The organism is Peribacillus sp. NPDC096448 (assembly GCF_044762675.1).
Classification (GTDB): domain Bacteria; phylum Bacillota; class Bacilli; order Bacillales; family DSM-1321; genus Peribacillus; species Peribacillus frigoritolerans_B.
The window spans coordinates 47,542-61,671 of sequence record NZ_JBIWEU010000018.1; the positions used below are offsets into that span (position 1 = coordinate 47,542).

The 14,130-nt window shown below is 40.6% G+C and carries 15 protein-coding genes, 1 rRNA gene and 3 pseudogenes; 16 read left to right on the forward strand and 3 right to left on the reverse strand.

All coding sequences use genetic code 11. The annotated features are described in order from the left end of the window. The 8 genes and pseudogenes from ACIQ0C_RS22840 to rpsI all read left to right on the forward strand — a co-directional run. A pseudogene (locus tag ACIQ0C_RS22840) lies at positions 1-866 on the forward strand (DNA-directed RNA polymerase subunit alpha); the annotation flags it as partial. Positions 867-949: 83 nt separating this feature from the next. Continuing rightward, positions 950-1,312, forward strand: coding sequence for a 50S ribosomal protein L17 (rplQ, locus tag ACIQ0C_RS22845; protein ID WP_034304973.1), 363 nt, complete (start codon positions 950-952; stop codon positions 1,310-1,312). 367 nt (positions 1,313-1,679) lie between these two features. Continuing rightward, on the forward strand, positions 1,680-2,519 hold the full coding sequence (locus ACIQ0C_RS22850; RefSeq protein ID WP_034304970.1) for an energy-coupling factor ABC transporter ATP-binding protein: 840 nt from the start codon (positions 1,680-1,682) through the stop codon (positions 2,517-2,519). Continuing rightward, complete coding sequence (locus tag ACIQ0C_RS22855) at positions 2,495-3,361, forward strand: energy-coupling factor ABC transporter ATP-binding protein (protein WP_403064242.1); 867 nt, start codon at positions 2,495-2,497, stop codon at positions 3,359-3,361. Before ACIQ0C_RS22850 ends, ACIQ0C_RS22855 begins: the two co-directional genes overlap by 25 nt. Continuing rightward, positions 3,361-4,158, forward strand: coding sequence for an energy-coupling factor transporter transmembrane component T family protein (locus tag ACIQ0C_RS22860; protein WP_305161987.1), 798 nt, complete (start codon positions 3,361-3,363; stop codon positions 4,156-4,158). Before ACIQ0C_RS22855 ends, ACIQ0C_RS22860 begins: the two co-directional genes overlap by 1 nt. A gap of 14 nt (positions 4,159-4,172) precedes the next feature. Then, positions 4,173-4,913 carry a tRNA pseudouridine(38-40) synthase TruA gene (gene truA / locus ACIQ0C_RS22865; RefSeq protein WP_402843021.1) on the forward strand — a complete coding sequence of 247 codons (741 nt, stop codon included), beginning with the start codon at positions 4,173-4,175 and terminating at the stop codon, positions 4,911-4,913. A gap of 266 nt (positions 4,914-5,179) precedes the next feature. Then, the gene (rplM, locus tag ACIQ0C_RS22870; protein ID WP_034304960.1) at positions 5,180-5,617 is read left to right on the forward strand and encodes a 50S ribosomal protein L13; all 438 of its coding nucleotides are present in this window, start codon (positions 5,180-5,182) and stop codon (positions 5,615-5,617) included. Between the two features lie 20 nt (positions 5,618-5,637). After that, positions 5,638-6,030 carry a 30S ribosomal protein S9 gene (gene rpsI / locus ACIQ0C_RS22875; RefSeq protein WP_034304957.1) on the forward strand — a complete coding sequence of 131 codons (393 nt, stop codon included), beginning with the start codon at positions 5,638-5,640 and terminating at the stop codon, positions 6,028-6,030. 142 nt (positions 6,031-6,172) lie between these two features. Here rpsI and ACIQ0C_RS22880 read toward each other — a convergent pair. Beyond that, a pseudogene (locus tag ACIQ0C_RS22880) lies at positions 6,173-6,705 on the reverse strand (MFS transporter); the annotation flags it as partial. Between the two features lie 101 nt (positions 6,706-6,806). Between ACIQ0C_RS22880 and ACIQ0C_RS22885 the strand changes: the two are divergent. The 5 genes and pseudogenes from ACIQ0C_RS22885 (at position 6,807) to ACIQ0C_RS22905 (ending at position 11,146) form a co-directional block, all read left to right on the forward strand. Further along, positions 6,807-7,374: pseudogene (locus ACIQ0C_RS22885) on the forward strand (TetR/AcrR family transcriptional regulator). A gap of 250 nt (positions 7,375-7,624) precedes the next feature. Beyond that, positions 7,625-8,155 carry an ECF transporter S component gene (locus ACIQ0C_RS22890; protein ID WP_403064245.1) on the forward strand — a complete coding sequence of 177 codons (531 nt, stop codon included), beginning with the start codon at positions 7,625-7,627 and terminating at the stop codon, positions 8,153-8,155. A gap of 568 nt (positions 8,156-8,723) precedes the next feature. After that, complete coding sequence (locus ACIQ0C_RS22895) at positions 8,724-9,149, forward strand: DUF2521 family protein (protein ID WP_342603742.1); 426 nt, start codon at positions 8,724-8,726, stop codon at positions 9,147-9,149. 82 nt (positions 9,150-9,231) lie between these two features. Then, positions 9,232-9,948, forward strand: a complete 717-nt coding sequence (gene cwlD / locus ACIQ0C_RS22900; protein ID WP_403064249.1) for an N-acetylmuramoyl-L-alanine amidase CwlD — start codon at positions 9,232-9,234, stop codon at positions 9,946-9,948. Positions 9,949-10,087: 139 nt separating this feature from the next. Beyond that, positions 10,088-11,146, forward strand: coding sequence for a P-loop NTPase (locus tag ACIQ0C_RS22905; RefSeq protein WP_403064252.1), 1,059 nt, complete (start codon positions 10,088-10,090; stop codon positions 11,144-11,146). A gap of 44 nt (positions 11,147-11,190) precedes the next feature. Here ACIQ0C_RS22905 and gerD read toward each other — a convergent pair whose 3' ends face one another. Continuing rightward, positions 11,191-11,751 (reverse strand): spore germination lipoprotein GerD, encoded by a 561-nt coding sequence (gene gerD / locus ACIQ0C_RS22910; RefSeq protein ID WP_403064255.1) that lies wholly within the window; start codon positions 11,749-11,751, stop codon positions 11,191-11,193. Positions 11,752-11,888: 137 nt separating this feature from the next. On the opposite strand from gerD, the gene ACIQ0C_RS22915 reads away from it, so the two are divergent. Next, positions 11,889-12,569 (forward strand): KinB-signaling pathway activation protein, encoded by a 681-nt coding sequence (locus ACIQ0C_RS22915; protein WP_402843000.1) that lies wholly within the window; start codon positions 11,889-11,891, stop codon positions 12,567-12,569. A 92-nt stretch (positions 12,570-12,661) separates the two neighbouring features. On the opposite strand, the gene pdaB is transcribed toward ACIQ0C_RS22915, so the two are convergent. Further along, positions 12,662-13,414, reverse strand: coding sequence for a polysaccharide deacetylase family sporulation protein PdaB (gene pdaB / locus ACIQ0C_RS22920; protein WP_402842998.1), 753 nt, complete (start codon positions 13,412-13,414; stop codon positions 12,662-12,664). 134 nt (positions 13,415-13,548) lie between these two features. Between pdaB and ACIQ0C_RS22925 the strand changes: the two genes are divergently transcribed. Both ACIQ0C_RS22925 and ACIQ0C_RS22930 read left to right on the forward strand, forming a co-directional pair. Continuing rightward, positions 13,549-13,785, forward strand: a complete 237-nt coding sequence (locus ACIQ0C_RS22925; RefSeq protein ID WP_403064258.1) for a hypothetical protein — start codon at positions 13,549-13,551, stop codon at positions 13,783-13,785. A gap of 277 nt (positions 13,786-14,062) precedes the next feature. Further along, positions 14,063-14,130, forward strand: a 16S ribosomal RNA gene (locus ACIQ0C_RS22930); the annotation flags it as partial.

Sequence of the window (14,130 nt, forward strand, 5' to 3'; positions counted from 1 at the left end):
ACCCCGCGGGTGGGTTTGTAACAACTTTGGTAAACCCCTCCCGTCGTATCCTTTTATCCTCACTCCCAGGTGCTGCTGTCACAGCTATACAAATTGATGGAGTGCTACATGAGTTCTCAACAATTGAAGGCGTCGTGGAAGATGTAACATCTATCATTCTTAATGTGAAAAAACTAGCTCTTAAGATTTACTCTGATGAAGAGAAGACGCTGGAAATTGACGTTCAAGGTGACGGAGTCATCACGGCTGCTGATATCACTCATGATAGTGATGTAGAAATTCTTAATCCGGATTTATATATTGCTACAATTGGTAAAAACGGTCATATGCGTATGCGTTTATCTGCACGTCGCGGCCGCGGCTACACTCCTGCTGTTCAAAACAAGAGAGAAGACCAGCCAATTGGTGTAATTCCAATCGATGCTCTTTACACTCCAGTTTCACGCGTATCTTTCCAAGTTGAAAATACACGTGTTGGACAGTTGTCTAACTTTGACAAGTTAACGTTTGATGTTTGGACTGATGGCAGTACTGGTCCGCAAGAAGCGGTAGCACTTGGAGCTAAGATTTTAACAGAGCATTTAAATATCTTTGTTGGTTTAACCTATTAAGCTAAATATTCTTTTATGATTTTTTAAAAATAAGATGATAATATAGAAAAAGTTCTTGAGATGACGATCGAAGAATTAGACCTTTCTGTTCGTTCTTACAACTGCTTGAAACGTGCTGGAATCAATACCGTTCAAGAGCTAGCTCATAAAACGGAAGAAGATATGATGAAAGTACGTAATCTAGGTCGTAAATCACTTGAAGAAGTGAAAGCGAAACTAGAAGAATTAGGCTTAGGTCTTCGTAAAGACGACTGATAACATGGCGGAATCAATCCATTATGTTGTGAGCCTTGATATAGACACACAATATAGAACTTCAACAAAGGAGGGAATCTCTAATGGGTTACAGAAAGTTAGGACGCACTAGCGCACAACGTAAAGCATTACTTCGTGATTTAGCTACGGATCTTATTATCCATGAGCGCATTGAAACTACTGAAGCACGTGCAAAAGAATTACGTTCTGTAGTAGATAAAATGATCACTCTTGGTAAACGTGGTGACTTGCATGCACGCCGTCAAGCTGCATCATTCATCCGTAACGAAATCGCTGACGCTGAGAATGGCACAGATGCCCTTCAAAAACTTTTCAGTGACGTGGCTCCACGTTATGAAGAACGTCAAGGTGGATACACTCGTATCATGAAAGTTGGTCCACGCCGCGGTGACGGTGCACCAGTCGTGGTTATTGAATTAGTTTAATAACAACGATGAAAAAGGGCGGGACAAATGAATATACTCACTTGTTCTATGCCCTTTTTCTTTTTTTAAAATAGAAATTCTGTACTTTAGAAATTCGCATTGAGTGTTACGATGGCTGGCGGAACCTGTATTATGCAGGGAGCCTTCACGTCTAGCTCAAGCATCCCTTCCCGCTTTTGATAAGCGATTATAAGATAACCTGTTTTTCGTAACAGGCCCGCTGTTAGCTGCTCTTAATTTACCGAAAATTCTTTCGGTGGAAGGGGTGCAGCGTTTTTTTATATTTTCAGAAGGAAAAACCACTATATTTATATTGAGTGAGCAGAGCTTAGTTTAGGCGAGTGCAGTCGAGGATGAGGAGGGCCACATGGTGAAGAAGCTGGTTTCTTTAAATAATATTGTTTTTAAATATGAGGGTCAGTCTCGAAACGCCTTGGATGATGTTTCTTTTGATATTCATCAGGGGGAGTGGCTAGCGATTGTCGGACATAATGGTTCCGGCAAGTCGACATTAGCGAAGTTATTGAATGGCCTTCAGTTCGCTAACTCAGGTACCATTACGATTAATGATCAACTTTTGACAGAAGAATCCGTTTGGGATGTACGCCAGAAAATTGGCATGGTTTTTCAAAACCCAGATAATCAATTTGTAGGCACTACAGTTCAGGATGATGTGGCTTTTGGTTTAGAAAACGCCGGTGTTTCTCAGCAGGTTATGGTGGAGCGTGTTCATGGTGCGTTAAATAAGGTTAAGATGAATGCCTTTCTTAATCAAGAGCCGCACCATCTATCCGGCGGTCAAAAGCAAAGAGTGGCCATAGCAGGTGTAATAGCCTTGCAGCCAGACATTATCATCTTAGATGAAGCAACCTCCATGCTTGACCCAAGAGGCCGTGAAGAAGTGCTTGAAACAGTTAGGGAATTAAAACAGGAAAACGAGATTACTGTCATATCAATCACCCATGATCTTGAGGAAGCTGCGAAAGCTGATCGAATGATAGTCATGAACCAGGGTCGGTTATATCGTGAAGGGTCGCCTCAGGATATTTTTGAGTTAGAGGAAGAATTGATTGCTCTTGGTCTGGATATTCCCTTTTCAGTGAAACTAACCAAGGAGTTACAAAAAAATGGTGTTCGTGTAGTTGATGGGCATTTGACAGAGGAAGAGTTGGTGAAGGATTTATGCGAATTACACTCGATGATGTAGAATACCGCTATCAGGTGAATACTCCTTTTGAACATCTAGCCCTTCATGATGTCAATATATCAATGGAGCCGGGAACCTATACCGCAATCATCGGGCATACAGGGTCCGGGAAATCCACGCTACTGCAGCATTTGAATGCTCTTTTAAAACCGACGAAGGGTCGGGTTTTCATTGGGGATCGGACGATTGAAGCCGGAAAAAAAGAAAAGGCTTTACGGCCAATAAGACAAAAGGTCGGAATTGTTTTTCAGTTTCCGGAACATCAGTTATTTGATGAAACGGTTGAAAAGGATATATGTTTCGGTCCTATGAATTTTGGCGTTTCTGAAACCGATGCTAAAAAACTGGCCAGGAAAGCCATCGCGCAAGTCGGATTGAGTGAGGAAGTTCTTGATAAATCTCCATTCGACTTATCCGGCGGACAAATGCGACGGGTGGCCATCGCTGGGGTACTTGCCATGGAGCCGGAAGTATTGGTGCTTGATGAGCCTACAGCGGGACTGGATCCACGAGGACGCAAAGAAATCATGGATATGTTTTATGATCTGCATAAAGCAAGGGGCATTTCAACGATTCTGGTGACTCATAGCATGGAGGATGCAGCCAAATACGCGGATGACATCATTATCATGCATAAGGGTACGGTGTTCAAAAAAGGAACCCCCCAGGAAATTTTCTCAGAGCCGGAACAATTAATGGAGCTTGGCCTGGATGTTCCTGATACGGTCCGTTTTCAGCTAAAGCTCCAGAAGGAACTTGGTGTTCGATTTGATCATCCATGTCTTAATATCGGTGATTTAGCGATAGAAATAGATAAAGCCATGAAACGGGGGAACCGCTGATGCTGGATAAAATGATTATCGGGCGTTATGTCCCTGCAAATTCACTGATGCACAAAATGGACCCAAGGGCTAAATTGCTCCTCGTGTTCCTGTTTGTTTGTGTCGTCTTTTTGGCGAATAATGTCGTTTCTTACGGTTTGCTTGCTGTATTCACCATCCTTTTGATCAGTCTTTCCAAAATTCCGCTTCGTTATCTTTATAATGGGTTAAAACCAATCTTTTTCTTGATCGTATTTACATTCCTTCTCCATATATTGTTTACGAAAGAAGGGGAATTGCTTTTTGAATACGGTTGGTTTGAAATCTATGAAGGCGGTCTGATTCAAGGTTTTTTCATATCCGTTAGATTTACTTTACTAATCCTTGTTACGTCACTATTAACTTTGACGACATCCCCGATATCCATTACAGATGGGATGGAAGAGCTGTTGGGGCCCCTGAAAAAGTGGAAGATGCCTGTACATGAACTGGCATTGATGATGTCCATTGCCCTTCGATTCATCCCAACGCTAATGGAGGAAACGGAAAAAATCATGAAGGCCCAAACTGCAAGGGGCGTTGACTTTTCATCTGGCCCAATAAAGGACAGGGTTAAATCGATTGTTCCTCTGCTTGTTCCTCTATTTGTTAGTTCGTTCAAACGGGCTGAGGAATTGGCAACTGCCATGGAATCAAGAGGATACCGTGGCGGGGAGGGCCGCACGAAATATCGCCAATTGAACTGGAAGACGAGTGATAGTCTTTTGATGGTCTCAATAGGTGTTCTAACGGTCATGTTATTTTTATTACGTTCATAATAAGGAAGAGAACTATGCCAAAATATAAATGTGTGATCGCTTATGACGGCACGGATTTTGCTGGCTATCAGGTGCAGCCAGAGAAACGCACCATACAAAGTGAATTCGAGGCAGTCTTGGCCAAAATGCATAAAGGCACAATTATAAAAGTGACTGCTTCAGGCAGGACAGACTCTGGGGTCCATGCAAAGGGGCAGGTACTTCACTTTGAATCGCCCCTTACATTCCCTACCGAAAATTGGATAAAGGCGTTCAGCGCCCTTCTTCCGACCGATATTATCGTTCTGGAAGTCGATATCGTGCCTGACGATTTTCATGCGAGGTTCCATACTACTGGGAAAGAGTACCGTTATATCGTAGCCCGTTCGAAACTGCGGGATCCGTTTAAGCGGAATTACGCCTATCATTATCCTTACCCATTAGATGGGGAGGCAATGAGGGAAGCAATCTCCTATTTGATAGGGACACATGACTTTACAAGTTTTTGTTCGGCAAAAACGGAAGTGGTCGATAAAGTTCGAACCATAAAAGAAATGGATTTTGAAGAGAGCGATGATTTCATGGTTTTCCGCTTCGTTGGCGAAGGCTTTTTGTATAATATGGTGCGAATTTTGGTTGGGACGCTCCTGGATGTCGGCAGCGGCAAGATGTCACCCCATGATATGAGCGGGATTTTGGACAAAAAGGACCGCAGTTTTGCAGGGAAAACAGCACCTGCCCAAGGCTTGTATTTATGGAAAGTATTTTACAAATAAAAATATTTTCAAAGTGATACCGGTTTTTTACAAATGGGGAACGGGCTGAATTCAGTAATGGAGCGGTTTGAAGCTATACTGAACTTTTCATGGAGTTGCAGAGAGTGTTTTATAGACAACTTATCCTAGTGTAACATTCCCTTGACAATGAATCTGGGAGAAGTTAATATAATATGGTATGTATTTTAATCCCACGATAAGCCCCGGAAGTTTATTGTGATTGAAAATAAATATAAAAAATTAAAAAGTTTTTTAGGAGGTTAACCATGCGTACGACATTTATGGCGAAAGCTAATGAAGTAGAACGTAAATGGTATGTGATTGACGCTGAAGGCAAAACTTTGGGTCGCCTTTCTACTGAAGTAGCATCCATTTTACGTGGTAAACATAAACCAACTTTTACACCGAACATTGACACTGGTGATCATGTAATTCTTATCAATGTTGAAAAAATCCATTTGACTGGTAAAAAATTGACTGACAAAATTTATTACCGTCACACTATGCATCCAGGCGGTCTTAAAACTAGAACTGCTCTTGAAATGCGTACAAACTACCCTGAGAGAATGCTTGAACTTGCTATCAAAGGTATGCTTCCAAAGAATTCTCTTGGTCGTCAAATCTACAAAAAATTACACGTATACGCTGGAGCTGAGCACCCACACGCTGCTCAACAACCAGAAGTATACGAATTACGCGGATAATTACTAAGGAGGTTACTATCTTGGCACAAGTTCAATATTATGGTACTGGTCGCCGTAAGAGCTCAGTAGCTCGTGTACGTTTAGTACCAGGCGAAGGTCGCATCGTTATTAACGGTCGTGACATCAATGAATATATTCCTTTTGCAGCATTACGTGAAGTTGTTAACCAACCACTAGTTGCAACAGAAACTACTGGAAATTACGACGTTCTAGTAAACGTTAGCGGTGGTGGATACACTGGTCAAGCTGGAGCAATCCGTCACGGTATCGCTCGTGCATTGCTACAAGTTGATCCAGAATACCGTCCATCCCTTAAAACTGCTGGTTTACTAACTCGTGACCCACGTATGAAAGAACGTAAAAAATACGGTCTTAAAGGCGCACGTCGTGCACCTCAGTTCTCAAAACGTTAATTCTATTACCGTTTCAAAGGCTCTCAACCATTTTGGTTGGGGGTCTTTTTTTATTCTAAGAAAAGGTGTGTAACTTAAATATTAAAAAGCATATCCAGGATCTCCCGGATATGCTTTATTTTAAATACTTCAGTTAACAATCTTAGTTATGAGATTCACCTTCGTTTTTTTGGATTACGGCTTTTTTCGGCATGAAGCATGCAAAAATTAATGCCACAAAAGATAAGATTAACATAAAAACATAGGCATCACTTGAGCCAAAGATGGAAGCTAATGCCTCTAGTTGTATAGCTGAAATGTTTTCATTTTGCACTGATAGCTCAGTGGCATGTGAAGTTGCTTGCATTTTATACACGGTGATGACAACTGCTGTTCCGATGGCACCAGACAATTGGCGAATGGTGTTATTTACGGCTGATCCATGGGAACCCAATTCTCTTGGTAAAGCATTCAACCCTGCTGTATTTAACGGCATCGTAATAAAGCTTAATCCAATTCGTAATATCGAACCATTAAATAGATATAGGTTGTGGATTCGTTTATATCAATGACTCCCTACATCGAAACAATGATAAATAGTAAACCTGTAATAAAGAGTGGTTTAGCACCATATTTATCAAACATTTTACCTGTGACAGGGGATAAGAAGGCATTAATGACAGCTCCGGGTAATATTTGTTACTTACTATGAACAGTTTTCTTGAAAATGTTCACTAATCGACATATAAATATATGCTGTTGTGAAAGTTAGGGAAAAATCCATAAAGGAGTTTAAAATGTCTATATCTAAAAAAGAAGATCCTCGTACAATTCGGTCAAATGTTTAAAAATGCTGTCATTGCTCTCTTATGCGAGGATTCCATAATTTCAAATTTAACGGTTCAGAAAATCGCGGCCAAAGCAGGGTTGAATCGGACAACATTCTACTTACATTATCAGGATATTCAAGATTTACTAAAGCAAATTACCGATGGGATTTTACATGAGCTTTCTGATAAAATTGTTGCTTTAATACATGCAAAAGATTTATCGGAAAAACAACAGCTAACACAATTGCTTGATTATTTATATATCCATCGAAATTATCTACTTATTTTATTTAATACGAATCAGTTCGAGGACCAATTGTTTTCATTATTAAAGCAATTAGTAGAAATAAGAAGGAAGTATACCAGGAAGGATTTACCAGATGATTATGTTGACATTGATATTAAAACGGCCTCATTGGTTGGCATTATAATATGGTGGTTAAGAAAGGGGCTTCATTTTAGTTCAGATTATATTGCCAATCAAATTTATTTGATGTACAGAGTGCAATTTCTGAAACCGTTTGAATCAACTTGAATTTCATTAAGTTCATATGACCATATCATGCTCCATGAACCTTCTGCGTCATGATATAAATCCATCCCAGTCACCCAGCCTCAATTCGATTTAACGCCGTGGGGAGGGTGCTTCGGATGTTGGGGATGATAGGTCCCATTTGTTTACACATGAGTTTATTTGTGGAATACAGAATTATTTGTAAAATCGATATTTATTATGTCTCTGTTTAGGAGTATGATAATACTTAAAAAAAGAAAGAGGACTTCATATGAATTCAACATACTCACCGATTGAAACAACTAAAACAAAAGCCTTGGTCATCAATGCGCTATTCATTGCATTAACCCTTGTAGCGACAATGTTCATCAACATCAAACTCCCAATAATGGGTAACGGCGGCCTGATCCATCTGGGTAACGTTCCCCTTTTTATAGCTGCTTTGGTTTATGGCAAAAAAACAGGGGCGATAGCAGGCGCCTTCGGTATGGCCTTCTTCGATCTTTTCTCTGGTTGGGCAGCATGGGCACCGTTTACATTCGTCATCGTAGGTGCAATGGGCTTTCTAGCCGGCCTTATATCCGAAAAGGTACCGGGCAAAAGAGAATGGGTATACACACTGGCCGTTGTTGTTGCATTGATCATAAAAATCGTCGGCTATTATTTTACTGAGGTTATCCTTTACGGTAACTGGATACAGCCATTCGGCTCCGTCCCCGGAAACGTGATGCAGGTCGTAATAGCCGGAATAATCGTAGTGCCGCTTGCTGGCCGATTAATGAAAAGGGCTGGAAAGATATAAGGTGAAACGAATATAGGAAGCCATCCAACTTTGTCTTGCGCCATCGATTGGATATTGTACTGTGCTTAATGAACCTCTGGAGTTTAAAAGGAATCCTTGCTAAGTAGGCGGGGTATTAAATGATTTCGCTATTATAAAATGTTATATCAGGTTAGAAAAGGACATTCGTTTACCATGGATGTCCTTTTTTTCAATAGAAGGTGTCTACAGGGATGACTGGCTTGAATTTAAGGAAGAACGACATGAATAATCAGTTATGATTAAAGTAAGACATGTGCAGTGAGCGACCCAAGTCGGTAAGGTCAGCCGCGGGTAGCGTCCTAAAGTGACGGGTTACGGGTGACAGTTCCAATTCCTCTGCCATTAAAAAATCATCCTGTGCAGTCTGCCCTTTGATGGCTCCTTATGGAAGCTATAGCAAATCGATAGGCATTTCAATTACCTGCCGAACCTATCCTCATTATTTTTTGCCAATGGAATAAATGAATGGTTCAAAATAGAACGCTAAAACTAAATTATGTCTTGGGAAATAATTTTGGGAAATGGGGAATTGCCCCGGAGGTGAATTATGGCTGTGATATTAGGTTTACAGGAGATGCAAAGGGAAAGGCAATTGAAGTTCGAACGCAGGTTGCTCAGGGAACTTTCTATCGAGGATATGAAGGGAAGGATTCAGCGTTACTTCGGACAGGATTTGATGGATGTTTTGGAAGAAGGATACTTCGATGTTGCCATCGAGGCTTATTTATTAGGAGCGAACTACAGTAAGTTTGGCTATTATGGTGAGTCGGAAGAAGATGTAAGGGCCAGGTGCTGGAAGGAAGAGAAGTTTTTGGTCGATACTCTTTTTAACTTTATTTTGTATTGGCGGGAAGTTACAGCGAATAACGCTTTCGATGAAGGTTTGTTTTATTGTTGTGAAGGATTTGTTGGGGATTGGTGGCTGGACGGCTTTAAGACTGGAGAAAAACGATATAAAATGAAACTGCATTAAGAAGGCAAAATCCCATTCCTTGTTCTAATTCCATGGTTTGTCCCATACTTTTTAGTAGAGAGATCATGGAAGGGGAACGGTCATGCGAAGAAAGCTGAAATATACAGGAATCGCTATGGGATTGTTTGTCCTATTTTTAATTGTGACTTTTAAATTTGTTGAAGATGATTCTTGGGATTCCTGGAACCTTCCGTTGGCAGGTAAGGTCATCATTCTGGATGCAGGTCACGGAGGAATGGACGGCGGGGCAAATGTACAAGAGATAATGGAAAAGGAAATTGCCCTTTCCGTTTCATTAAAGGTCAGGGACTATTTACAGGAACAAGGTGCACTTGTCATCATGACCCGTGAGAAGGATGAGGATTTGGCACAGGGTAATACAAAGGGGATCCGCCAGCGAAAACAGGAGGACTTACGGAATCGGGTTAAAATGATCAATGATTCGGAAGCGGACTTATTCTTAAGCATTCATTTGAACTCTTTTCCTTCATCGTCATCGAAAGGTGCCCAGACTTTTTATACAAGCAGGTTTGAGGAAAATGAACAGCTGGCAAAATTCATTCAGACTGAAATCATCAGAAACCTGGAAAATACAAAGCGTGATGCAAAAACGATTAATCATGTGTATTTGATGAAGTATGCTAAGAAACCAGGAGCGCTTGTGGAAATCGGCTTTCTTTCCAATTCTGAGGAAAGGGAACGCCTTATCAGTGATAAGTATCAAGAAAAGGTTGCCAGTTCGATTTATATGGGTATTTTACGGTACTTCACGGAGGAAAAACTATCGGATGACGAGTGATGTCGGGGTCTTGTAAGGTACAAGGCCTTTTTATTATGGGAAAATAATCTCATTTTGGATGCAAGGTAGATAATAAGCTTTCTTTCGGTAATATGTTATACTGAAAAATGGGAAAATAAAATTCAAAGGGGTGCTCGACTTGTTAACAGAAGAGAAAGTACTGAATTTATTAAAGGATCTTAAAGACCCTTTTCTACATAAAAACCTTGAAGAGACAAATGGGATTATAGAAATCAAAATAAAACCTGAAAAGAATCATGTAAGCGTTAAACTTGCGATTGCGAAAACGGGGACTGCCGAGCAAATGCAAATGCAATCGGAAGTTGTAGACTTGCTGAAAACGAACGGAGCGGAATCGGTGGGCATCCGTTTCACGGAGCTTTCAGAAGAGGAATTAGCTAAGCATCGTGAAAGCATTCCTCAGGGTGAAGCGGACCAAGGTTTGCTTGGACCTAACAGTAAGACACAATTCATCGCGATAGCCAGTGGTAAAGGCGGAGTGGGGAAATCCACGATCTCAGTGAATTTCGCTACTTCACTTGCTCGTTTGGGTAAAAAGGTCGGACTGGTTGATGCCGATATTTACGGATTCAGCGTACCTGATATGATGGGGATAACAAAAAGACCGGTTGTTCGCGGGGAAAAAATCATTCCTGTAGAACGGTTTGGCGTTCAAGTTATCTCAATGGGCTTTTTTGTAGAGGATAACGCGCCGATCATCTGGAGAGGGCCGATGCTGGGTAAAATGCTTAACAGTTTCTTTAATGAAGTGGAATGGGGAGAGTTGGATTATTTGGTCCTTGACTTACCGCCGGGTACAGGCGATGTTGCATTGGACGTGCATACGATGCTCCCTTCCTGTAAAGAAATCATTGTTACGACACCGCATCCGACTGCAGCCTTCGTTGCTGCGAGAGCTGGTGCCATGGCCATCAAGACAGAACACGAAGTCATTGGTGTCATAGAGAATATGTCATTTTTCGAAAGTAAAACGACCGGTGAAAAAGAATATGTATTCGGAAAAGGCGGCGGAGAGAAGCTTGCAGAAGAGCTTCGTACAGAAGTTTTAGGTCAACTTCCCCTGCAACAGCCAGATTGGAACGAAGAGGACTTTGCTCCATCCATTTACGCAGCGGACCATAGGCTCGGCAGGATTTACGAAGATATTGCTAAAAAGGTCATTGAAAAACTACAATAAAAAGAAGGCTGATTCCGATTGGAATCAGCCTTCTTTCATTCTTTTTACTTTTTCTCCTTCTCGACCGCTTTTGTGGCTGCTTTATCCAATTTCTCTTGCATTTTCGCTTGGACGAGAGGACTCTCCATCGTTTCGATGATCAGCTCTTTATAGACCGAACGCATTTCCTTGGTTTTTAATAATTTATTGATTTCTTTTTCCATATCCGGTTCTTTCATTATTTCCATGAGCATTCCACGATACTGAGGATCAGTAGTTAAGTCCTTCAATACCTTTTTATGTTCGTCTTCCAATGCTTTAGCATAAGCGGAAGCAAATTCAGGATCACTAAATGTTTTTTTCCAAAATTCCTTCCCTTTATCTGAAGTGACCATATCTTCAACGGATTTCTTAATGGCATCCGAATCCATAATAAGTTCAGCTTTCGTTTTATCATCAGTAATGATATCCTGGATGGCTTTTTTTCCATCATCTGTCTTCAAGATATCGACGACCATTTTCTTTGTCTCTTCGTACTCCATTTTTTCTGCGCCTGCTCCATTTTGAGCACAACCGGAACAAACGAGTAAGAATGACGTGAAAAGCAAAGCAACTCCCACTCTCATACGCAGGGCCCCTTTCATCCTTCTTACTGTTAATATGGTTCCAATCGGCGATATTATTCCTTGGTGGAATAAGTGGATTTTTCCAAATTTGGTTGGTACAATTAAGGAAATGAAATAGAAATGTATGGAGGAAAACAATGAACAGCCGTAATTTAGTTAAATTGTTTTTAACAACATTGCTTATAGGTGGCGTAACTGGGGGAGTTGTAGGGTTCTTGGCTCGATGGAGTGAGTTTAAGCCTTATTTTTCTTATTTTGAAGTCAGTGCCATCCTATCAACTTTTATTTGGTTATTCGGTGTTGGATTAATTTTCAGTGTCATAAGCCAAGCTGGCTTTTTTGCCTATTTAACGATACATCGTTTTGGTTTGGGGATATTTAAAACCGCTTCGTTATGGAACGCCGTTCAGCTTGTACTCATTCTTTTTGTTGTATTCGACCTTGTTTACCTGCGATATCTTAGCTTTGGTTCAGGGGAGGGAATCAGTTCGTATATCGTGTTGGCATTGGTTGTAGTGGCCGCAGGGCTTGTAACAGCTTATTTCAAAATGAAACAAACGAATAAACAGTCTTTCATACCGGCCTTGTTTTTTATGGTCGTGGTCACGGTTTTGGAGTGGGTACCTGTCTTGAAAACCAATGATGAAGGCTGGCTTTACTTCATGCTGTTTCCATTGCTAGTCTGCAATGCTTATCAATTATTGGTCCTTAGCAAATTAATTGAAATTTCACAAAAGGAATTGGCCAGTAAAAGAGGGCGTAAGCAAACTCCAGCAAAGGGAAAGATGAAAGCCGGTCAATTAGGTAAAGGCAGCTAACCTATATGTAAGTCGGGCCATACATAAGGAATCAAAACATAAAAACTGCGTACTAAAGGTTCATGGTGACCATTAGTACGCAGTTTTTTCAGTCAGCGGACTTCCTCGGTGCTTGCCGAGGAATTGGATATCATCTCTGAAACGTTAACGAAGTTTAAATTTTTTGATCGAAGTTCACTTAATAACTCCGGTAATGCTTTATTCGTTTGCTTTGCTGAGTCTGAAGCATGTAATAAGATGATATCACCTTTTTGCGCCTTGGTGATGTTTTGGACGATCCGATCCACACCTGGATTGGTCCAATCCTTTGAATCGATGCTCCAATGGACAACGGTATATCCGAAATTCTCGCTGATCTTTAAGAGGCGTTTATCAAAGTGGCCGGTGGGAGCACGTAAAAGTTCTATATTCTTTACATTAAGTTTTTTAAATGCTTCCTGGGCTTTAGAAATATCCCGGATGATTTCTTGATCTTCCATTTCCGAATAATCCTTATAATCGTAACCAAGCATGCCGATTTCAAATCCTTCTTTCACAATTTCAGCTACTATGTCCGGATGACGTTCAGCCCAAGATCCCGAGAGAAAAAAAGTGGCCGATTTAATCTTTTCTCTTTTTAATGTCTCTATTATCGGAGCGGCTTTCTCATCACCCCAGCCAATATTGAACGTGATCGCAACATTCTTTTCCCCTTTATAAACCGCTTTCGGCCCATCTTTTGTAGAAAAAACGGGAGCATGAAGAATGTTTTGTACAAAAAGAAACCAAGCGGTAAAAAGTGCGGTAAGCAAAATTAACGAATAATACTTAATGTTCTTGGCTTGAAGCACCATGAAAAATTTCATTAATCCATCCCCTTGTCCAAAGTACTCTTGTCTTCAAATTTATGCGCGAGGATTATTGTTATGCAAAAAAAAATCAGATGATAATTCATAAAATTGATGGGAATGGGGAAAGCTGTCTGATGGAGGTGTGAACCATGCTCGGTTTATTGATCAATGAAAAAGAAAAGATGGAATTGGAGTACCTTTTAAAAAGAGAGATGGATGAAATACTATTCGATTTGCAGGATGACAGAATCGATCACTTAGTCAAAAGGGCAATAAACGAGAAATATAACATCCTTTTCAGGTTGCTTAAAAGGGTGAGCACCGAGGAGGAAATCCTAATGTATATGAAGGGGAAAACGAATTTATCCAAGTGGAATCAGTCATGATATATAAAAGTGAATTATATTCATAAAACCTATTGACTATTGGTTTATACGCTGGTATATTATAAAAGTTGCTGCAACGTTAAAGCATTTGAAAAAGAACGATAAAAACTTTTTTAAAAAAGTTGTTGACGAAGCGGTAATAAGATGTTAAGATATTAAAGTCGCTAAGAGAGATGGCGAGCAAATTGCTCTTTGAAAACTGAACAAAACAAAGCGCCAACGTTAAATTTTAAGTGAGCACACACTATCAAAAAAGCAAATGAGCAAGTCAAACATTTCTTCGGAGAGTTTGATCCTGGCTCAGGACGAACGCTGGCGGCGTGCCTAATACATGCAAGTCGAGCG